Genomic DNA, 20332 nt, shown 5'->3' with positions numbered 1-20332 from the left:
TGCTGCGCCGCGCGCGGCGTGCGCACGCGCGCTGCGTCAGCCGACCGCATCCGCTCGTCCCGCGCTGCGTCAGCCGACCGCATCCGCTCGTCGGCCGGGGCCCCGGCGCCCCGCATCCGCTCGTCCCGCGCGGCGCCAGCCGACCGCATCCGCTCGTCCCGCTTGGAGAACCGCATGACCGAGATCACCGCCCGCGCCGTCGCCGGCTTCCGCGAGGCCTTCGACCGCGAGCCCGACGGCGTGTGGTCCGCGCCCGGCCGCGTCAACCTCATCGGCGAGCACACCGACTACAACGAGGGATTCGTGCTGCCCTTCGCGATCGACCGCCGCACCGTGGCCGCCGTCGCGCTCACCGACGACGGGCAGCTGCAGGCCGGCACGACCGCCGAGCCGGGCGTGCAGTCGTCGGCCGCGGAGGGCATCGAGGTGCCGCTGCCCGGCTGGTCCGCGTACCCCTTCGGCGTGGCCTGGGCGCTCGGTGCCCGCAGCGGCGCGCGCATCTTCCTCGACTCGGACGTGCCCGTCGGCGCCGGCCTCTCGTCGTCGGCCGCCGTCGAGTGCTCGGTGTCGACCGCGCTCGACGAGCTCTGGGACCTCGGCCTCTCGAAGCCCGAGCTCGTGCTGCTCGGACAGAAGGCCGAGAACGAGGCCGTCGGAGCGCCGACCGGCATCATGGACCAGTCCGCTTCGCTGCTCGGCGAGCGCGACGCGGCGGTGTTCCTCGACTGCCGCACCCAGGAGTCGGAGGTCGTGCCGCTCGGCCTGGAGGCGGCCGGCCTCGAGGTGCTCGTCATCGACACCCGCGTCAAGCACTCGCACGCCACCGGCGGCTACGGCGAGCGCCGCGCCAGCTGCGAGCTCGGCGCGCGCCTCATGGGCGTCGGCTCGCTGCGCGACCTGAGCGTCGACGACCTGCCGCGCGCCCAGCAGGTGCTCGACGACGTGACCTTCCGCCGTGTGCGCCACATCGTCACCGAGAACGAGCGCGTGCTGCAGACCGTCGCGGCGCTGCGCGAGCGCGGCCCGCGGGCGATCGGCCCGCTGCTCGACGCCTCGCACGTGTCGATGCGCGACGACTTCGAGATCTCGGTGCCCGAGCTCGACCTCGCGGTCGAGATGGCCCGAGCCACGGGAGCGATCGGCGCCCGCATGACCGGCGGCGGCTTCGGCGGGGCGGCGATCGCGCTGGTGCCGAGGGAGCAGGTCGCGACCGTCATCGACGCGGTGACCAAGGCCTTCGCGCGCGACGGCTTCGAGGCCCCCAACTGCTTCGCGGTGCGAGCGGATGCGGGGGCGCGCCGGGAGTCCTGAACGCTTCCCGGCGCCGAGCGGCCAGAGGCTCGGCGCCCGGGACGCTCGAAGCTCGGGCGGGCTCTGCTCGATCGGGCTCTGCTCGATCGGGCTCTGCTCGATCGGGCTCGGCCCGGTCGGGCGGTCGCAGCGGTGCGAGACGTGGCGGGTGCGTGTGGGGCGCAGCCGCCACGACTCGCACCGCTGCGGCGTCAGGGGCTCGAGGTGCTCGCCTCGGAACGCCCGTGCCGGTCGACGGGGCATGTTCCGCTCTCCGGTACCACAGGAGCAGCATGTGCTGGCACCGCGGCGGGACGACCGGCAACGCGCACGCATGCCCCGACCTCGAGGGGACAGCTGCGGTTCCGCCGCACGCTGCAGCGCCGCATCCGCTCGTCCCTCCCACCAGCCCGTCGCTCCGCGGGTGCGCCGCGTCGGTCCCTGTCCCGGATGACGGAGATGCAGTGGCGGCGGAGTCCAGGGACGGCGGATGCACGGTCGTGCGCCCGCTGGACTCCGTCATTCGGGATCAGGGAAGCAGGGGTGCGGATGCGCGGCGTGGCGGACGCGACCACCGGTGCGAGCGGACCGGCATCCCCGCACCCGGACGAGCCCGGACGAGCCCGGACGAGCCCGGCACGCGAACGCCCCCGCCGAGCCGATCGGAGTATCCGCTGCGATCGGTTCGACGGGGGCGCGCATCCGCTGCGGGAGCGGAGCCGCGGGGCGCCGGCGCCCCGAGGTCAGACGGCCACGGCCTCCGGCTGGGCGGCCGCGACGGGGGCGCTGCGGCGCACGAACGCCTTGAGCACGATCACGAGGCCCGCCGTGATGACGGCGCCGACGACGACCGAGAGGGCGAACAGCGGGAAGTTGTTCATCGCGAAGAACACGAAGATGCCGCCGTGCGGGGCCTGCGACGTGACGCCGAAGCCCATGAGCATGGCGCCGGTGACGGCCGAGCCGACGATCGAGGCCGGGATGACGCGGAACACGTCGGCGACCGCGAACGGGATCGCGCCCTCGGAGATGAACGCGGCGCCGAGCAGCCAGGCCGCCTTGCCGTTCTCGCGCTCGACCGGGGTGAACAGGCGCGGCGCGACGAGCGAGGCGAGGGCCATCGCGAGCGGCGGCACCATGCCGGCGCCCATGACCGCGGCCATGATGATCCACGGCGCCTGGTTCTCGAGCGAGCCCGCGCCGAGGCCGGCGACGGCGAAGGAGTAGGCGACCTTGTTGACGGGGCCGCCGAGGTCGAACGCCATCATGGTGCCGAGGATGAGGCCGAGCAGGACCGCGCCGGTGCCGCTGAGGCCCGACAGGAAGTCGTTGAGCAGCGTCGTGAGACCGGCGATCGGGCCGCCGAGCACGAGCAGCAGCAGGCCGGAGGCGACGATCGAGCCGAGGAGCGGGATGATGACGACCGGCATGAGGCCGCGCAGGAAGCGGGCGACGTTCAGGCGTCCTAGCGCCCACGCCGTCGCACCGGCGAGCAGACCGCCGACGATGCCGCCGAGGAAGCCCGCACCCATGGTCGCGGCGATCGCGCCGGCGACGAAGCCGGGGGCGATGCCCGGGCGGTCGGCCATCGCGTAGGCGATGTACCCGGCCAGGGCGGAGACGAGGAAGCCCATCGAGGCCCCGCCGATGGTGAAGGCGACGGCGCCGAGGTAGTCGCCGAGCCCGTCCGGCGGCAGGTTCCAGAGCGAGTAGCCGAGCACGATGTCGAGGTTGTCGTCGGTGACGGTGAAGCCCGCGAGCAGGAAGCCGAGCGCGATGAGCAGACCGCCGCCGGCGACGAACGGGATCATGTAGCTGACGCCCGTGAGCAGCCAGCGCTTGACCGCCGCGCCGGCGCTCTCCTTGGCGGCGGGAGCGGATGCGGACGCCTCGGCCGATCCGGCCACGCGCGTCGCCGCCGGGTCGGTGGACGCCTCGAGCGCCTGGCGGATGAGGCCGTCCGGGTCGTCGACGCCGCGCTTGACGGGCGCCTGCACGACCGGCTTGCCGGCGAAGCGGGCTCGGTCGCGCACGTCGACGTCGACCGCGAAGACGACGGCGTCGGCCGCCGCGATGAGCGCGGGGTCGAGCGGCTTCGTGCCCGAGGAGCCCTGCGTCTCGATGTGCACGTCCACGCCGGCGCGCTCGCCCGCGGCGACCAGCGCATCCGCCGCCATGTAGGTGTGCGCGATGCCGGTCGGGCAGGCGGTGACGCCCACGATGACGCGACGGCCGGATGCGGGCGCGGGCGCGGCGGGCGCCGTCTCCGCCTCCTCCGGCGCGAGCGCCTCGTCGACGAGCTCCACGACGGCCTCGGGGGTGCCGGCCGAGCGCAGGCGCGCCACGTAGTCGGGGTCGACGAGCGAGCGGGCGAGGCTGGAGAGCAGCGCGAGGTGCGCCTGGTCGGCGCCGGCGGGCGCGGCGATGAGGAAGACGAGGTCGGCGGGGCCGTCGGCGCTGCCGAAGTCGACCGGGTTCGAGAGCCGGGCGAACGCCAGCGTCGGCTCGCTCACCGACTCGGAGCGGCAGTGCGGGATCGCGAGGCCGCCGGGCACGCCGGTGTCGGTGAGCTGCTCGCGCTTCCAGGCGTCGGCGAAGAGCGACTCGGTCTCGGTCGCCCGGCCGGCCGCCACGACGCGGTCGGCGAGGGCGCGGATGACCGACTGGCGGTCGCCGCCGAGGTCGGCGTCGACGACGACCAGGGCGGGGGTGATGATGGCGGACATGGGCCTTACCCTTCGGACGGCTCGACGGCGGGCACCGCGAGCGTGGAGGTGGTGACGCGCGCGGGGGTCACGCGGTCGATGGTGGGGATCTCGGAGCCGGGCAGCGTGACCGCCGCCGCGCCGTAGGCGACCGCCCAGGCGAGGCGCTCGCGCTCGGGCAGGCCGCGCTCGGCGGCGATGAGGTAGCCGGAGAGGGCGCTGTCGCCCGCCCCGACGGTGGAGCGCACGGCGACGGGCGGATGCGATCCGCGCCAGCTGCCGTCGCGGGTCGCGAGCACCGCGCCGCCGCCGCCGAGGGTCAGCAGCACGGCGCCGAGGCCGTCGTGGTCGTCGAGCAGCTGACGCGCGGCCCCGGCCGCGGCGTCGGGGTCGTTCTCGAGCGCGTCGCCCTCGCGGGCGTCGCCCAGCAGCTCGGCGAGTTCGTGGGCGTTGGGCTTGATGAGGTCGACCCGCGACCCGCCGAGCACGATCGCGGCGAGCGGCTCGCCGGCCGTGTCGACGGCGATTCGCGCGCCGGGTGCAGCCGCCCGCAGGCGGGCGACGATCCGGGCGTAGAGCGCCGGGTCGCTGCCGGCGGGCAGGGAGCCCGCGAGCACGATCCACGACGCGTCGTCCTCGCGGAGCAGCGCGTCGACGAGCGCCTGCTCGACGGCGAGGTCGAGGCGCTCCCCCGCCGCGTTGAGCTTGGTGGTGGTGCCGTCGCGCTCGGTGAGCGTGAGGTTGATGCGCACGGGAGCGGATGAGGGCACCGCGTGCACCCGCATCGACGCGCCCTCGAGCAGCTGCAGGAAGGGGTCGTGCGGCGGGGCGGGCAGGATGGCGACGGCGTCGAGCCCCGCACCGCCGACCGCGCGGGCGACGTTGACGCCCTTGCCGCCGGCCTGGTCGCCGAGCCGGCGGTACCCGCGCACGCCGCCGCGCTCCAGCTCGCCCTGGACGGCGAGCTCGCGGTCGATCGACGGGTTGAGGGTGAGGGTGGCGATCATGCGGACCGCGCCTCCCGGCGAGCCCGGTCAGGGCTCGCGGTGGTGCGGCGCTGGCGCTCCGTTGCGTGCATGGGTCCTCCTCGACGACGGCATCATGCTGCCACCGGATCGGACCGAAGTCAACACAAGCAAATCGAAACGGGCGAAGACCCACATCCGTCCGTGAACGGCGGATGCGTCAGCGCTGCGGCCAGGTCCAGGGCGGATGCTCCAGCGGCAGCAACCCCTCGATCGCGGTGTCGCCCACGCCGCTGAGCTCGACGCGCCGACCGTGCTCCCCGAGACGCCGGGCGAGATCGGCGCTGTGCGTGATCACGAGCACCTGGGTGCGCTCGCCGGCGCGCCGGATCAGCGACGCGAGCGCCGGCACCAGGTCGACGTGCAGCGCCGCCTCGGGCTCGTTGAGCACGAGCAGCCGCGGCGGTCGGGGTGAGAGCAGCGCGGCGGCCAGCAGCAGGTAGCGCAGGGTGCCGTCGCTGAGCTCGTGGGCGAGCAGCGGGCGCTCCAGCGCGCCCTGGACGAGGCCCGCCGTGAACCGGCCCGGCTCGGTGCCCACCTCGAGGCGCGACCCCGGGAACGCCTCGTCGATCGCCGCGTCGAGCTCGTGGCCGAGGCCCTGGTGCCGGATCGTCGCGAGCACGCTCGGCAGGTTGCCGCCGTCGTCGGCAAGCACCGGGGAGAACGTGCCGGCGTGCGGGCGGCGGGAGGGCGCATCCGGGTCGGTGCGGAACGTCTCGTGGAAGCGCCACGCGCGGATCTGCTCGCGCAGCAGCACGATCTCCGGGCTGAGGCGCGGGTCGGCCAGCTGGGCCAGAATCGAGTCGTTCTGCTGCAGCGGCGCGGCGACCGCCTCCCATCCGTCGTCACCCCGCACCTCGGCGAAGACGCCGCGGCGGCGCACCAGCGCCGTGGCCGGGCGCAGCGACTCCCCCGCCCAGACCGCCTCGGCCTTCACCACGGGGTCGGTGAGGAACGGCCCCATGCCGTTCGCGTGCAGCCCGAAGTCGACCGCGTAGGAGAAGTCGTCGTCGCTGAAGCCGAGCTTGAGGGCGACGGGGTCCGCGCGGCTGCGCCTGCCCGCCCACAGCACCGAGGCGAGACCGCCCTCGGCCGCGAGGGCGGCGCCGGCGCGGTTGTCGGCGGTGTGCGCCAGCAGCCTGAGCGCCCGGTAGAGGTTGGTCTTGCCCGAGCCGTTCGGCCCGGTGACGACGGTGAGCGGATCGAGGTCGAGCACCATCGAGCGGATGGATCGGTACTGCTCGATCGCGATGCGGCGGATCATGCGGCTCCCCTCGCCCGCAGCTCAGGCCGTGCGCGAGGCCGTGTCCACGACGTTCTTGAGCAGCAGCGCGCGGGTCATCGGGCCCACGCCGCCGGGGTTCGGCGAGATCCAGCTCGCGACCTCGGCGACCGCGGGGTCGACGTCGCCGGCGATGCGCGACCTGCCGCTCTCCGGGTCGGTCACGCGGCTCACGCCCACGTCGAGCACGACGGCGCCCGGCTTGACGTTCTCGGGGGTCACCAGCGAGGGCACGCCCGCGGCCGCCACGATCACGTCGGCGCGGCGCAGGTGCGCGTCGAGGTCGACCGTGCCCGTGTGGGTGAGTGTGACCGTGGCGTTGAACTCGCGGCGGGTGAGCAGCGAGCCGATGGCGCGGCCGACGGTGACGCCGCGGCCGACGACGACGACGTCCTTGCCCTTCCACGAGATGCCGTGCCGCTCGACGAGCTCGATCACGCCGCGCGGGGTGCACGGCAGGGGGTGTCGATGGGCTGGTCGACGCGCAGCACCAGGCGCCCGAGGTTGGTCGGGTGCAGGCCGTCCGCGTCCTTGGCCGGGTCGATGCGCTCGAGCACCGCATCCGTGTCGATGTGCTTCGGCAGCGGCAGCTGCACGATGTAGCCGGTGCAGGCCGGGTCGGCGTTGAGCTCGTCGATGACGGCGAAGAGCTCGTCCTGGGTCACGTCCTCCGGCAGGTCGCGGCGGATGGACTCGATGCCCACCTCGGCGCAGTCCTTGTGCTTGCCGGCCACGTACCACTGCGAGCCCGGGTCGGAGCCGACGAGCACGGTGCCGAGCCCCGGCACGATGCCGCGCTCGCGCAGCTCGGCCACGCGCACCGTCAGCTCGGCCTTGATCGCCTTCGCCGTGGCGGTGCCGTCGAGGATCTCCGCGGCCATCAGGCGGCGTGGCCGGACGGGTTCAGGCCCGCGTAGAGCGGGAACGCGTCGGCGAGGACCGCGACGCGGGCGCGCAGCGCCGGCAGGTCGGCACCGGGCTGCAGGGCGAGCGCGATGATGTCGGCGACCTCGGTGAACTCGGCGTCGCCGAAGCCGCGGGTCGCGAGCGCCGGGGTGCCGATGCGCAGGCCCGAGGTGACCATCGGGGGGCGCGGGTCGTTCGGCACCGAGTTCTTGTTCACGGTGATGCCGACCTCGTGCAGCACGTTCTCGGCGTCCTGGCCCGTGAGCTCGGAGTCGCGCAGGTCGACGAGCACGAGGTGCACGTCGGTGCCGCCGGAGCGCACGGTGATCTTCGCGTCGGCGACGTCCTGCTGCAGGAGCCGCTCGGCGAGGATCGCGGCGCCGCGCAGGGTGCGCTCCTGGCGCTCCTTGAACTCGGGGCTGGCGGCGATCTTGAACGCGGTCGCCTTGGCGGCGATCACGTGCATGAGCGGGCCGCCCTGCTGGCCCGGGAACACCGCGGTGTTGATCTTCTTCGCCAGGTCGGCGTCGTTGGTGAGGATGATGCCCGAGCGCGGGCCGCCGATGGTCTTGTGCACGGTCGAGGAGACGACGTGCGCGTGCGGCACCGGGCTCGGGTGCACGCCCGCGGCGACGAGGCCGGCGAAGTGGGCCATGTCGACCCAGAGCAGCGCGCCGACCTCGTCGGCGATGGCGCGGAAGGCCGCGAAGTCGAGCTGGCGCGGGTAGGCCGACCAGCCGGCGATGATCACCTTCGGCTGATGCTCGATGGCGAGGCGGCGCACCTCGTCCATGTCGATGACCGAGGTCTCGGGGTCGACGCCGTAGGCGGCGATGTCGTAGAGCCGGCCGGAGAAGTTGATCTTCATGCCGTGCGTGAGGTGGCCGCCGTGGTCGAGCGAGAGGCCGAGCAGCGTGTCGCCGGGGCGGGCGATCGCGTGCAGCACGGCCGCGTTGGCGCTCGCACCGGAGTGCGGCTGCACGTTGGCGAACTCGGCGCCGAACAGGCTCTTCGCGCGCTCGATGGCCAGGCTCTCGGCCACGTCGACGACCTCGCAGCCGCCGTAGTAGCGACGGCCCGGGTAGCCCTCGGCGTACTTGTTGGTCAGCACCGAGCCCTGGCTCTCGAGCACGGAGCGCGGCACGAAGTTCTCGCTCGCGATCATCTCGAGGTAGCTCTGCTGGCGCTCGAGCTCGCCCTGCAGCACGGCGGCGATCTCGGGGTCGACCTCGCTGAGCGGGGCGGTGAACGACGTGGGCTGGGTCACGGTGTCTCCTTCGGGGGTGGAACGCGGTTCGTCGGGGCACGCTCCGCTCGGGACGAGCAGGGTCGTGGTTCCGACGGGGGCCCAGGCGTGCGGTCCCTGCCGAGTTCATCGCTCCCCGATGGTTGCCCATCTGAACGCCAGTCGCGATGAGGTGATGCTACACGGCACCAGTGACGATCGGGCGGGCAGGGGGTCGAGCGGATGCGCGCCGCCGGCCGTCCGCGTCACTGCGTGCGATCGGCGTCGTCCGCAGCGCGGAGCGCGCTCGGATCGTCGGCGTCCTCGTCCGCATCCTCGTCCGCCGTCCCACCCGCGGACGCCCGCTCCGCGGCCTCGATCCGCTCGATCCGCTCGGCCAGCTCGTCGACGATGAGCTGGTCCTTCGGGAACGCCTTGGCGCGGTACGCGGCGCGGCCGACCATGTGGGCGGCCACCGGCGAGGTGAGCACCTGGAAGCCGATGATGAGCACGAGCGTCGTGATGACCGCGGGCGTGGGGTACTGCAGACCGACCGCGATGAGGATGGAGAACAGGCCGAGGTTCTGCGGCTTCGTGGCCGCGTGCATGCGCGACAGCACGTCCGGGAAGCGGACGATGCCCACGCCGGCCGCGACCGCCAGCAGGCCGCCGAGCAGGATGAGGGCGATCGAGATCACATCGCGCGCGTTGTCGATCGTGGTCATCCGCGATCCCCTTGCCCCCGCTGGTCGCGATGAAGCGCGAGACGCTGACCGAGCCGAGCAGGCTGAAGAGCACGAGCACGATGAGCACCGGCAGCGTCTCGGTGTGCTGGTTGACGACCATCTCGACGCCGAGGGCGCACATGAGCGTGCCGAGCAGCATGTCCGTGGCGACGACGCGGTCGAGCACGGTCGGCCCCTTGATGATGCGCCAGACGGCGCAGGCCGCGGCGATGCTGAGCAGCACCCCGGCGATGAGGATGACGACGGTCATCGCTTCGCTCCCTTCGCCGCCTTGCGCGCCGCGCGCTCCTCGCGCACGATGCGCACCTCCTCGGGCGAGCCGAGCGCGAGCACGATCGCCTCCTCGGTGGCCAGCACGCCCCGGCGCACCCGGTCGAGGTCGTCGGGGTCGGACGTGTTGAGCGTGTGCAGGTAGAGCTTGCCCTCCTCGCGGTCGGCCTCGACGATGATCGAGCCCGGGATGAGCGAGACGGCCTGGCCCGTCCAGGTGAGGATGAGGTCGCTGGTCGTGTGCAGCGGCACCGCGATGATCGCGTTGCGCGGGTTCGAGCGCAGGTCGACGGCCTGCCAGGCCACCTGGAGCGAGGCGCCGAACATCTGACCGGCCTGGCGCAGCAGGAACCAGACGAGCCGCGGCAGGTTGACCCGCCCGCCGAGCTCGACCGCGGGCAGGTGGAAGACCCTCACCACGAAGATCGCCAGCAGCACGCCGCCGAGCAGGCTGAGCCAGCCGATCGTGTCCCAGAGCAGCACCCAGACGACCACCAGGACGAGCAGCAGCGGCAGCTGCCGCCAGAGGCTGGCCCGCTTCGCACCGCCCTTGCCGGCGGACTGCGGCGCCGCGGCGGCTTGGGCGTCGGCGCCCTCGGGCGTCGGGTGCCGGTCCTCGCTCATCGCGCACCTCCCATCACGGCCTCGATGTAGGCGCTCGGATCGATGACGTTGCGGGCCGCCTCGGCGGAGATCTCGAGCAGCGGTCCGGCGACCACCGTCAGCGCCACCGACAGCACCACCATCGCGGCGGTCGTGGCGATCATGATGCGCGGCGTGGTGCGGGTGCTCGTGCCACCCGAGTAGTCGGGGTCCTCCTGCAGCGACGACACGAGGCGCGACTGGTGGCCGCTCTCCATCTCCTCGCGCGAGCGCCAGAACGCGAGGTTCCAGACGCGCACCAGGGCGTACAGGGTGAGCAGGCTGGTGGCCGCGCCGGCCGCGATGGCGATGTAGCTCAGCGGCGTGCCCAGCTCGACGCCGGCCTGGAAGAGGCCGACCTTGCCGAGGAAGCCGGAGAACGGCGGGATGCCGCCCAGGTTCAACGCGGGGATGAAGAAGAGCACCGCGAGCACCGGGAAGGCCTTGAGCAGACCGGCGAGGCGCGTGATCGACGTGGCCCCGCCCATCCGCTCGATCAGGCCGACGACCAGGAACAGCGTCGTCTGCACGGTGATGTGGTGCACGACGTAGTAGATCGTGGCCGTCATCGCCTGCTCGGTGCCGATGGCGATGCCGAAGATCATGTAGCCGATGTGGCTGACCAGCGTGAAGGAGAGCAGGCGCTTGATGTCGGCCTGCGCGATCGCGCCGGCGATGCCGATCAGCAGCGTGAGCGTGGCGAGCACCATGAGGAAGTCCTCGAGCACGTCGCCCGGGAACATGACCGTCTCGGTGCGGATGATCGCGTAGACGCCGACCTTGGTGAGCAGGCCCGCGAACACCGCGGTGACCGGCGCGGGCGCGGTCGGGTAGGAGTCGGGCAGCCAGAACGACACCGGGAACACCGCGGCCTTGATGCCGAAGGCGATGAGCAGCATGAGGTGCAGCAGCAGCTGCACGTCGTCCGGCAGCTCGGCCACCCGCTGCGCGACGTTCGCGATCGTGACGGTGCCGGTCGCGCCGTAGACGAGCGCGATGGCGCTGAGGAAGAAGACCGAGCTGATCAGGCTGACGATGATGTACGTGACGCCGGCCCGGATGCGCGCACCGGTGCCGCCGAGGGTGAGCAGCACGTAGCTGGCCGCGAGCAGCACCTCGAAGCCGACGAACATGTTGAAGAGGTCCCCGGCGACGAAGGCGTTGAAGAGGCCGGTCGCCAGGATCATGTAGGTCGGGTGGAAGATCGACACCGGGGTGTCGCGGTGCTCGTCGGCGAGGCCCTGGCCGACGGCGAAGACGAGCACGCCGAGCAGCACGACGGCCGAGACGAGCACCATGAGCGCCGAGAGGCGGTCGGCGACCAGCACGATGCCGATGGGGCTCTCCCACCCGCCGACGCGCACGACGGCGGTGCCCTCCTCGCCCACGCGGGCGAGCAGGATGGCGGCGATGACGGCGACCGCAGTCAGCACGACGGTGCTCACGAGCACCTGCAGGCGGGTGTTGCGGCCCAGCACGAGCGTCAGCGCCGCGCCGAGGAGCGGCAGTCCGACGACGAGGGGCACGAGGTTGGCGCTCATCGCTGCACTCCTCGCTGATCGATGTCGGCTGGTCCGTCGGCTCTGGCGCCGGGTTCGGCGTCGGTGTCGTCGCGTTCGCCCTCGTCCTGCTCCTCCTTGATGGCGTCGGCGTCCGCTCCGGTCTCCTCGAAGACCCGGTCGGCGTCCTCCACCTGCTCGGGCAGGTCGTCGCCGTCGTCCACGACGTCGCCCTCGTCGGGCTGCGCATCCTTCGCCTCGGTGCGGGCGAGCCACCAGGCGCGGTAGATCAGCGCGAGCAGGAAGGCGGTGATGCCCATGTTGATGACGATGGCGGTGAGGATGAGCGCCTGCGGCAGCGGGTCCGTCATCTCGGAGGCGGCGGTCGCCCCGTCGTCCCAGAAGGCCGGCGCGCCGGGGCGCCCCGTCATGAGCAGCAGCAGGATGTTCGTGGCGTTGCCCACCAGCACGAAGCCGATGACGATGCGGGTGATGCTGCGCTCGAGCATCACGTAGACGCCCGCGGCGTACATGACGGCCATGAGCAGCACGAGCACGAGGGATGCGTTCATCGTGCGCCCTCCTCGGTCGGCAGGTTCTCGGTGTCGGTCTCGAGCCCGGTCGGGCGGGTCTCGCGGTCGCGGTCGGCGGCGATCTCGGCGTGCCGGTCGACCTCGCCGCCGAGGCTGCGCAGCACGTCGAGCACCAGGCCGATGACGACCAGGTAGACGCCGACGTCGAAGATCATCGAGGTCGTGAAGGACACGTAGCCCAGCACGGGCAGCTCGGCCGCCCAGTAGGTGGACTCGAGGGCCTCCTGGCCGAACAGCAGCGGCACGAGCGCCGTGCCGACGGCGAGGATCAGCCCGACGCCGAGCACCTTGCCGGCGTCGACGGGCAGCGCCTCGCCCAGCTCGTAGCGACCGCCGGCGAGGTAGCGCGCGACGAGCGCGAGGCCGGCGAGCAGGCCGCCCGCGAAGCCGCCGCCGGGGTCGTTGTGACCGGCGAGCAGCAGGTAGATCGAGACGAGGATGGCGGGGTGGAAGAGCAGCCGCACCACCACCTCGACCATGATCGAGCGGTTCTCGGCCGACAGCGTGCGGCCCGCCACGAGCCATGTCTGCTGGGTGCCGCCGTCGCCGCGGCTCGGCTCGGCGCCGACCTTGCGTCGCGAGCTCCAGCTGCGGCGCTCGCGGATGCCCGCCAGACGCGGCGCGGAGCCCGCACGGCTGTCCAGGAAGAGCAGGCTGGCGATGCCGGTGGCGACGACGACGAGCACGCTGATCTCGAGCATCGTGTCCCAGGCGCGGATGTCGACGAGCAGCACGTTGACGACGTTGCGCCCGTGCCCCTCCTCGTAGGCCAGCTCGGGCATGGCGAGGGAGACGGGGTCGTCGCTGCGGGCGCCCAGCACGACCACGCCGACGATCGCCATGACGATGCCGACGAGGCTGGCGATGACGAGGCGCACGGTGCGGTGCGAGGGCTTGTTGCGCTGCGCGATCTTCTTGGGCAGCCGGCGGAAGACCAGCACGAAGACCACGAGCGTGAGCGTCTCGACGAGCGCCTGGGTGAGCGCGATGTCCGGGGAGCCGTGCATCGCGAACAGGGCGACCATGCCGTAGCCGGTCACGCCGGCGAGCAGCACCGCCGTCATCCGGTGCGCGGCGCGGGCCGCCGAGACCGCGGCCACGCCCATGAGCACCGCGATGACGATCTGCGCCGGGTGGTCCCAGAGCACGACGCCCTCGGGCCAGCTGCGGGTGAAGAGCAGCGCGCCGCCGATGAGCACGATGACGCAGACGAGGATGGTGCCGAGGTAGCCGGGCAGGCCGGCCCGCTGGCCGAGCTTGGCGATCCATGCCGAGCCCTGGTCGATGCTGCGCGTGGTGGCCCAGTAGGCGCGTGCCGCATCCGGTCGGCCCGGCAGCTCGTGCGCGGCCGCCTGCAGCTTGGCGACCTTCTTCTTGGCGACGAAGAGCAGGCCGCCGAGAGCGAGGACGCCGATGGAGATGAAGAGCGCCGGCTCGAGCCCGTGCCAGAGCGCGACGTGGTAGTCGGGTGTGCCGATGTCCTCGGCGTGCTCGGCCAGCACCGGATCCAGCGACTCCGACGCGATGCCCGAGGCGAGGCTCGCGAGGACCAGCACCGCGGGCGAGACGAGGAACCACGGCGACGGACGGTGCAGCGGAGTGTCGTCGGCGCCCTCACGCGTGCGGAACGCCCCCACAGGAAGCGCGCCGTGTAGGCGACGGTGAGGATGGAGCCGAGCGCGACGCCCACGAGGGCCACCCAGCCGCGCGGCGTGTCCGCCTCGAGCAGCGTCGTGAACACCGCCTCCTTGGCCACGAAGCCGGCGAGCGGCGGCACCCCGGCCATCGAGGCGGCGGCGAGTGCGGCGATGGCCACGAGCACCGGCTGCCGGCGACCGAGCCCGGAGAGCTCGCGGATGTCGCGCGTGCCCGTGGAGTGGTCGATGATGCCCACCACGAGGAACAGCGCCGCCTTGTACAGAGCGTGAGCGAAGAGGAGCGCCAGGCCGGCGACGGCCGTGTCGGCCGTGCCGAAGCCCACCACGACCATGATGAAGCCGAGCTGGCTGACCGTTCCGTGGGCGAGGATCAGCTTGAGATCGTGCTGCCGCAGCGAGCGGTACGCGCCCATGAGCATCGTCAGCAGACCGAGGCCGATGACGATCGGGATCCACACCGGGTCCTCGGCGAAGCCGGGCGCGAGCCGGGCCACCAGATACACGCCGGCTTTCACCATCGCGGCCGCGTGCAGGTAGGCGCTCACCGGCGTCGGGGCGGCCATCGCCGCCGGCAGCCAGAAGTGGAACGGCACGAGGGCGCTCTTGCTCACCGCGCCGGCGAGCACGAGCCCGATCGCCACCGACGTGCCGACCCCGGGCGGGGTGGACTCGACGATGCCCTGCAGCGAGGTCGTGCCGGCGAAGCCCGCGAGCATGACGATGCCGACCAGCATCGCGAGTCCGCCCAGCGTCGTGACCAGCAGCGCCTGCAGCGCGGCGCCACGGCTCGAGCGCTTCTCGGTGTAGTGCCCGATGAGCAGGTAGGAGAGCACGCTCGTGATCTCCCAGAACACGAACATGACGATGACGTCGTCCGCGAGCACGAGCCCCCACATCACGCCCGCGAACAGCAGCAGGAAGGCCGCGAAGCGCCCGAGGTTCGGCTCCTCCGGTGTGAAGTACCAGGTGCAGTAGAGCAGCACGAGGGTGCCGACACCCGTCACCAGCAGGGCGAGCACCCAGGCCAGCGGGTCCATTTGGAACGCGAGCGAGATGCCGAGCTCCGGCAGCCATGCGTACGTCTCGCGCAGCTCGCCGCCGGACCGGATGAGGGGCGCCTGCGCGAGCGTCCAGGCGAAGACGCCGGCCGGCAGCAGTGCCAGGAGGGGGAAGACCTTGGGGCCGAGCTTGGCCGAAATCGCGGGGGTCACCAGTGCCAGCACACCGAACAGGGCGAGCACCAGGACCATACGCATCTCCTCCGTGTCGACGGCGCGGGGGTTGACAGGAGCCTACCGGCAGATGCATGATCCCTCGCTGGACGCCGGGTGGGCAGAGGGCCGCACGGCCGCCCCCGTCCGGGGCGACCGCGCGGCGGCGCGTCAGGGCACCGGGCGGCGCGCCGTCGTCAGCAGCGCATCGATGACCACGAAGGCGACGAGCGTCCATCCGAGCAGGGGCAGGAACAGGCCGACGGCCGCGCCGACCGCGACGACGGCGGCGAGACCCCACCACGGGGTCTGCGCGAGGGCGCCGGCGGGGGCGGGGCGGCCCATCCGCATCCGTCCACCGCTCGCCGGGCGGCGCTGCCACCACATGACGTAGCCGAAGACCACCATCGCCACGACGCCGAGCGCCGTGACGACGAGCAGGATCTGGTTCGGCAGGCCCCACATCGAGCCCTGGTGGGTGTCGATGCCCCAGCGGGCCAGCTTGGCCATGAACGGGTAGTCGGCGAAGTCGACCCGGTCGACGACCTCGAGCGTGGCGCCGTCGACCGCCACGGCATCGACCTCGGTCGGGAAGGAGCGCTGGATCTCGGTGACGGTCCACGCCGAGGCGGCATCGGCCGGCGGTTTGATCTCGACGAGTCCGCTGTTCACGTTGACCGTCTGCGCGACGGCGAGCACGTCGTCGAACGTGCCGAGGTCGTCCACGCCCGCCGCGGCCTGCGCGGCGCCGTGGTGACCAGCGTGGGGATCGGCGGCGCCCGCATCCGCCGCCCCCAGCGCCGTGGAGACCGACGGCGTCTGCCAGCTCAGCGCCGCGCGCAGCCCCGTGACGTTCTCGCCGGCGAACTGCGACCACGTGATGCCCGTGGCGCTGAGGAACAGCGCGCCCAGCAGCAACCAGACGCCGGTCGAAGCGTGCCACGAGAACGTGCGCCGATAACCCGTCGTGCCGGGCTCGGGCCGCAGCAGCTCCTTGCGCCGCCGCGCCGTGCGGAAGCGGATCACCCACAGCGCGAGGCCCGCGAGGGCCACCACGCCGAGCCAGCTGGCGGCGAGCTCGCTGTAGAACCGCCCGACGTCGCCGAGCCCGAGGCTGCGGTGGAAGTCGCTGACGGCATGGCGGATGGGCATGGCCCCGCTGGTGCCGTACACCGGCAGGTCGCCGCGGACCTCGGCCGTGCCGGGGTCGACGAAGATCGCGCGGGTGACGCTCTCGCCGAGCCCCTCCCCCGTGAACATGACGCGCGTCGTGTCGCCGGGCTCCGGCGCGGGGCGCACGGCGACGAGCTCGCCGTCGTCGCCGACGACCTCCTCCGCCGCCTCGATCTGCTCCGCCAACGGCACGGTCGCGGTCGTGACCGGGGCCTTCAGCTCGTCCGCGTAGACGATGGGCTCGAGGGACGGGGTGATCGCGTAGGCGGCACCGCTCAGGGCCGCGACCAGGATGAACGGGCCGACCAGCAGGCCGGCGAGGAAGTGCAGGCGCAGCAGCAGCGGGGCGAGCCAGCGCTGGCGCCGCACGACGGGTCGCTCCAGCGTCGCGGTCATCGGGCGGCCCGCTGCGCGCGGCGGGTGGCGATCGTCGCGACGAGCACGCCGACCGCGCCGACGACGAGGCCGGCGATGCCCACGCCGCGGGCGGTGGCGTCGATGCCGGCCTCGGCGGCCGTCGGCGCCTCCGGCTCCGCGCTCGTGAGCGCCAGCGTCGGGGCGGGGTGGTCGGCGTCCGAGCCGTCCCAGGCGTAGCCGCCCTCGACGCAGGTCTGGCTCGCCGGCATGACGAGCTCGTCGACGCCCTCGGGCAGGTAGGCCTGCACGTCGAAGGTGTCGCGGATGCCGTCCGCGAGCGGCTCGTCGGCGGTGTAGGTGACGGTCGTGCCGTCGGCGTCGGTCTCGGCGGCGATCTGCCAGCCGGCCTTCGCGGTGGGGACGACGCCGCTCATCGGCGCCGGCAGGTCGATCGCCACCGACGTCGTCGGCGAGCCGTCGCAGGCGTGACCGAGCGAGAAGGTGATGACGCTGACGGTGCCGGGCGCCGTGGAGGTCGCGGAGGCGACCCCGACGTGGGCGGAGGCGGCGGTCGGCGCCGCGAGGGCGAGGGTGAGGCCGGCGGCGCCGGCGAGCAGGGTGGTGAGCGTGGCGCGAGAGCGCATGGTGGTCCTTCGGATGGGGCCGGGGCGGTGCCCGGACGCGCGTCGATGAGGCGCGCCGCGACCCGATCGGGCGCGGCGGCGGACCGCCGGCGGGCGCGTGCGGCCGGGGCCGAGGTCGGGCGGGCTCGAAGCGATCGAGCCAGCCCGACTCGGCCGGGAGCCGGGTGCGCGGGCTAGCGGGCGGACGCGGCCGACGGCGGGCCGCGCCGGGCCTCGACCGCGGCGGCGAGCAGTGCCACGAGCGGATGCGGGGACGCCGTCGCCGCGTGCGCGCGCACGGGTGCGGGGCGCAGCACGGGCTGCCGCAGGAGCGACAGCGCGAGGGCGATGCGGCGGGCGAGCGCGGGGGCGACCGCGGCGAGGGCGCGACGCAGGGCGCCGGCGCCGAGGCGCATCGAGGCGACGGTCACGAGACCGGCGGCCACGTGCGCCCAGAGCATGCCCTCGTGGTGCCCGGCCGTGCCCGCGACGATGCCGGCGACGGCGTGGTGCGCGGCCGCGCCCGCGGGGATGCCGGCGACGGCGTGGTGCGCGTGGCCGACCGTGTCGCCGGTGAGCGTCGCCCCGTCGCCGGTGGCGGTGAACGCGGCGTGCAGCAGCAGCTGGGTGGCGCCCACCGAGGCGAGCAGCCAGGGCACGGTCACCCGGCGACCGGCGAGCGCGAAGCTCAGCAGCACGCTGAGCGCGAAGACCAGGGCGAGCACCAGCGGCGCCGGGAACGCGCCGCCGCCGACCGAGTGCGCGGCCGCGGTGAGCAGGGTGCCGACGCCCGCGGACAGCACGGCGCGCGCCATGCGCTCCTGCCGCATCCGCATCCGTGGTCCTCCGCCCGCGCCGCCCGCGGCGCACCGGATCAGCGTACGCGACGGGCGGGGCGCGTCCGATCGCGCTGGGGGCGGTGCGTCCGCTCTGGCGCGGTGCGTCCGCTCTGGCGTGGTGCGGCGCGGCCTGCTCGCGGACGGCGCTGCCCGCTCGGACGGCAGCAGCGCACCTGCTCGCGCGGCGCGGCCTGCCGCCCCGCATGACTCAGCATCGAGGCGACATGTCAGCCCCGCGCGCGGCACTGACTTATCGCCGCGATGCTGATTCGCACGAGTCGGGCCGAGTGGATCGGGGCGGGAAACGGCATCGCGGCGCGGCGCACACGCTCGGGCAGCGGCGCACCCGCTCGCGCGGCGCGGCCCGCGCCCGCACCCACGCCCGCGCCCGCGCCCGACTCAGCATCGAGGCGACATGTCAGCCCCGCGCGCGGCACTGACTTGTCGCCGCGACGCTGATTCGCACGAGTCGGGCCAAGCGGATCGGGGGGATACGGATGCGGATGCGTCATCGCAACTCAGCGCCCGGGCGACCGATCGGCTCAGCGGCGACGCGGCGACGCGGCGACGCGGGCGGCGGCAGCACCCGGCGAGGCTCCGCCCGCTGCGCTGTGCCGCCGAGTCGCACGCGGACCACCCGCTCCGTGACTCAGCACCGTGGCGACGTCTCGGCCCCGTACACCGGACTGAGACGTCGTCACGATGCTGAGTCGCACGAGCCGGGCCGGGCGCTCATCCGCGATCGGCGTCATCGTGCGGTCCGTGGAGGTCGAGGCCCGCGCCGTCACCGGTAGCCTCGACGACCCCGGCCGGGGCTGCGGTCATAGGAACGACCAGGCCTGCGCTCGCGCCCGCGAGACCGCCCGGGGCCGCGCCCGCGAGACCGCCCGGGGCTGCGATCAGGAGAGCGCCCAAGCCCGCGCCCGCGTCTGCGAGCCCGCCCGGGGCTGCGATCACGAGAGCGACCAGGCCCGCACCCGCGAGCACCCGCGAAGCGCAGCAGGTCCGCCCGCGAGCAGGCTCAGCGGCTGAGCTCGGGCACCGTGCGCGGGCGCACCACCACCCAGAGCAGCACGATCGCCACCGACACGGCGCAGATCATGACCAGGCCCATCGGCAGCGCCGAGGAGATGCCGAGCAGCCCGACCAGCGGCGAGAGCAGCCCGGCCAGGCCCATGTTGAGCGCGCCCAGCAGCGAGGCCGCCGTGCCCGCCTCCTTGCCGTGGTGCGCGAGGGCGAGCACCTGGATGCAGGGCATCGACAGGCCGAACGCGAAGATGAAGAACCACAGCGGCACGAGCACCCCGAACAGGCCGGCATCGAGCTGCGAGAGCACGATGATGCCCCCGGCGGCGAGGAAGCCGAGCGTGGTCGAGCAGGCGAGGATCCACTGCGGCGCGAGCACGCGGGTGATGCGCGAGGCGATCTGCACGCCGCCGACGACGCCGATCGAGTTGACGGCGAAGAGCAGGCCGTACTGCTGCGCGTCGAGGCCGAAGACGTCCTGGAACAGGAACGACGAGGCCGAGAGGTAGACGAACAGCCCGCTGAACATCATGCCGCCCATGAGCGCCACGCCCACGAACACGCGGTCGGAGAAGAGCGACCGGTAGCGCTCGCCCAGCGACGAGTGGCCGGCCTCGTGGCGGCGCTCCGGCGGCAGGGTCTCGCGGATGAAGAGCACCGCGGCCAGCAGCACCAGTGCGCCGTAGCCGGCCAGGAAGCCGAAGATGCCCTGCCACTCCATGACCAGCAGCAGCTGCGAGCCGATGAGCGGGGCGAGGATGGGTGCGAGGCCGTTGACGAGGGCCAGGCGCGAGAGCATGAGGACGAGCGGACGCCCGCCGAAGAGATCGCGCACGGTCGCCATCGCGACCACGCCGCCGGCCGCGGCGCCGATGCCCTGCAGCACGCGGAACGCGGTGAGCAGTTCGATGGTGGGCGCGAGCGCCACGGCGATGCTCGCCGTGATGTGCACGGCGGTGGCGATGATGAGCGGCATGCGGCGGCCCACCTTGTCGCTCCACGGCCCCATGACGAGCTGACCGACCGCGAAGCCGATCAGCGTGGCGGTGAGGGTCAGCTGCACCGCGGCCTCGGTGGCGCCGAAGTCCTCGGCGAGGTGCGGGAACGCGGGCAGGTACAGGTCGATCGTGAACGGCCCGAGTGCGGTGAGCGCGCCGAGCACCAGCACGTAGGTGAGGCGCTGGCGGCGGGTGAGCGAGTCTCCGGGATGGACGACGGTGGTCACGGGGAGGGTTCCTGTTCCTGCGCGCGGCATCGCGCGG

At 73.5% G+C, this 20332-nt stretch carries 15 protein-coding genes, 2 pseudogenes and 1 riboswitch; of the genes and pseudogenes, 1 reads left to right on the top strand and 16 read right to left on the bottom strand.

The annotated features are described in order from the left end of the window. The first annotated feature begins 174 nt into the window (after window positions 1-174). A complete protein-coding gene (gene galK, locus QQK26_RS12585; RefSeq protein ID WP_284233267.1) occupies window positions 175-1311 on the top strand; it encodes a galactokinase in 1137 nt (378 codons plus the stop codon). A gap of 722 nt (window positions 1312-2033) precedes the next feature. Here the strand turns inward: galK and QQK26_RS12580 are convergent. The 16 genes and pseudogenes from QQK26_RS12580 to QQK26_RS12510 all read right to left on the bottom strand — a co-directional run bounded on the left by QQK26_RS12580 (window position 2034) and on the right by QQK26_RS12510 (window position 20295). Next, window positions 2034-4016: a PTS fructose transporter subunit IIABC gene (locus QQK26_RS12580; RefSeq protein WP_284233265.1), complete on the bottom strand. Its 1983-nt coding sequence runs from the start codon at window positions 4014-4016 to the stop codon at window positions 2034-2036. 5 nt (window positions 4017-4021) lie between these two features. Continuing rightward, window positions 4022-5002, bottom strand: coding sequence for a 1-phosphofructokinase family hexose kinase (locus QQK26_RS12575; RefSeq protein WP_284233262.1), 981 nt, complete (start codon window positions 5000-5002; stop codon window positions 4022-4024). 178 nt (window positions 5003-5180) lie between these two features. Next, the gene (locus tag QQK26_RS12570; RefSeq protein WP_284233260.1) at window positions 5181-6284 is read right to left on the bottom strand and encodes an AAA family ATPase; all 1104 of its coding nucleotides are present in this window, start codon (window positions 6282-6284) and stop codon (window positions 5181-5183) included. Window positions 6285-6305: 21 nt separating this feature from the next. Beyond that, window positions 6306-7183: pseudogene (locus QQK26_RS12565) on the bottom strand (bifunctional methylenetetrahydrofolate dehydrogenase/methenyltetrahydrofolate cyclohydrolase). Continuing rightward, a complete protein-coding gene (gene glyA, locus QQK26_RS12560) occupies window positions 7183-8475 on the bottom strand; it encodes a serine hydroxymethyltransferase (protein WP_284233258.1) in 1293 nt (430 codons plus the stop codon). Before glyA ends, QQK26_RS12565 begins: the two are co-directional and overlap by 1 nt. Window positions 8476-8547: 72 nt before the next feature. After that, a riboswitch (ZMP/ZTP riboswitch) is annotated at window positions 8548-8630 on the bottom strand. A 69-nt stretch (window positions 8631-8699) separates the two neighbouring features. Then, window positions 8700-9158, bottom strand: coding sequence for a monovalent cation/H(+) antiporter subunit G (gene mnhG, locus QQK26_RS12555; protein ID WP_284233256.1), 459 nt, complete (start codon window positions 9156-9158; stop codon window positions 8700-8702). Between the two features lie 40 nt (window positions 9159-9198). Next, window positions 9199-9429 (bottom strand): annotated as a pseudogene (locus tag QQK26_RS12550) (MrpF/PhaF family protein); the annotation flags it as partial. Continuing rightward, window positions 9426-10073, bottom strand: a complete 648-nt coding sequence (locus tag QQK26_RS12545; RefSeq protein WP_284233254.1) for a Na+/H+ antiporter subunit E — start codon at window positions 10071-10073, stop codon at window positions 9426-9428. The pseudogene QQK26_RS12550 and the gene QQK26_RS12545, both read right to left, overlap by 4 nt. Further along, window positions 10070-11632, bottom strand: coding sequence for a Na+/H+ antiporter subunit D (locus QQK26_RS12540; protein ID WP_284233252.1), 1563 nt, complete (start codon window positions 11630-11632; stop codon window positions 10070-10072). The genes QQK26_RS12545 and QQK26_RS12540 overlap by 4 nt, the downstream gene beginning before the upstream one ends. Continuing rightward, window positions 11629-12162: a sodium:proton antiporter gene (locus QQK26_RS12535; RefSeq protein ID WP_284233250.1), complete on the bottom strand. Its 534-nt coding sequence runs from the start codon at window positions 12160-12162 to the stop codon at window positions 11629-11631. Before QQK26_RS12535 ends, QQK26_RS12540 begins: the two co-directional genes overlap by 4 nt. After that, window positions 12159-13247, bottom strand: a complete 1089-nt coding sequence (mbhE, locus tag QQK26_RS16265; RefSeq protein WP_348520053.1) for a hydrogen gas-evolving membrane-bound hydrogenase subunit E — start codon at window positions 13245-13247, stop codon at window positions 12159-12161. The genes QQK26_RS12535 and mbhE overlap by 4 nt, the downstream gene beginning before the upstream one ends. Further along, the gene (locus QQK26_RS16260) at window positions 13244-15091 is read right to left on the bottom strand and encodes a proton-conducting transporter transmembrane domain-containing protein (RefSeq protein ID WP_348520017.1); all 1848 of its coding nucleotides are present in this window, start codon (window positions 15089-15091) and stop codon (window positions 13244-13246) included. Before QQK26_RS16260 ends, mbhE begins: the two co-directional genes overlap by 4 nt. A 132-nt stretch (window positions 15092-15223) precedes the next feature. Continuing rightward, window positions 15224-16621, bottom strand: coding sequence for a PepSY-associated TM helix domain-containing protein (locus QQK26_RS12525; RefSeq protein WP_284233248.1), 1398 nt, complete (start codon window positions 16619-16621; stop codon window positions 15224-15226). Continuing rightward, window positions 16618-17226 (bottom strand): DUF1775 domain-containing protein, encoded by a 609-nt coding sequence (locus QQK26_RS12520; protein ID WP_284233243.1) that lies wholly within the window; start codon window positions 17224-17226, stop codon window positions 16618-16620. The genes QQK26_RS12525 and QQK26_RS12520 overlap by 4 nt, the downstream gene beginning before the upstream one ends. Before the next feature lie 173 nt (window positions 17227-17399). Further along, window positions 17400-18035: a hypothetical protein gene (locus QQK26_RS12515; protein ID WP_284233241.1), complete on the bottom strand. Its 636-nt coding sequence runs from the start codon at window positions 18033-18035 to the stop codon at window positions 17400-17402. 1030 nt (window positions 18036-19065) lie between these two features. Beyond that, window positions 19066-20295, bottom strand: coding sequence for a multidrug effflux MFS transporter (locus QQK26_RS12510; protein WP_284233239.1), 1230 nt, complete (start codon window positions 20293-20295; stop codon window positions 19066-19068). Window positions 20296-20332: the final 37 nt, after the last annotated feature.

The sequence above is a fragment of the Arenivirga flava genome, assembly GCF_030161575.1.
Lineage (GTDB): Bacteria > Actinomycetota > Actinomycetes > Actinomycetales > Microbacteriaceae > Arenivirga > Arenivirga flava.
This window is presented reverse-complemented; position numbering and strand designations above follow the sequence as displayed.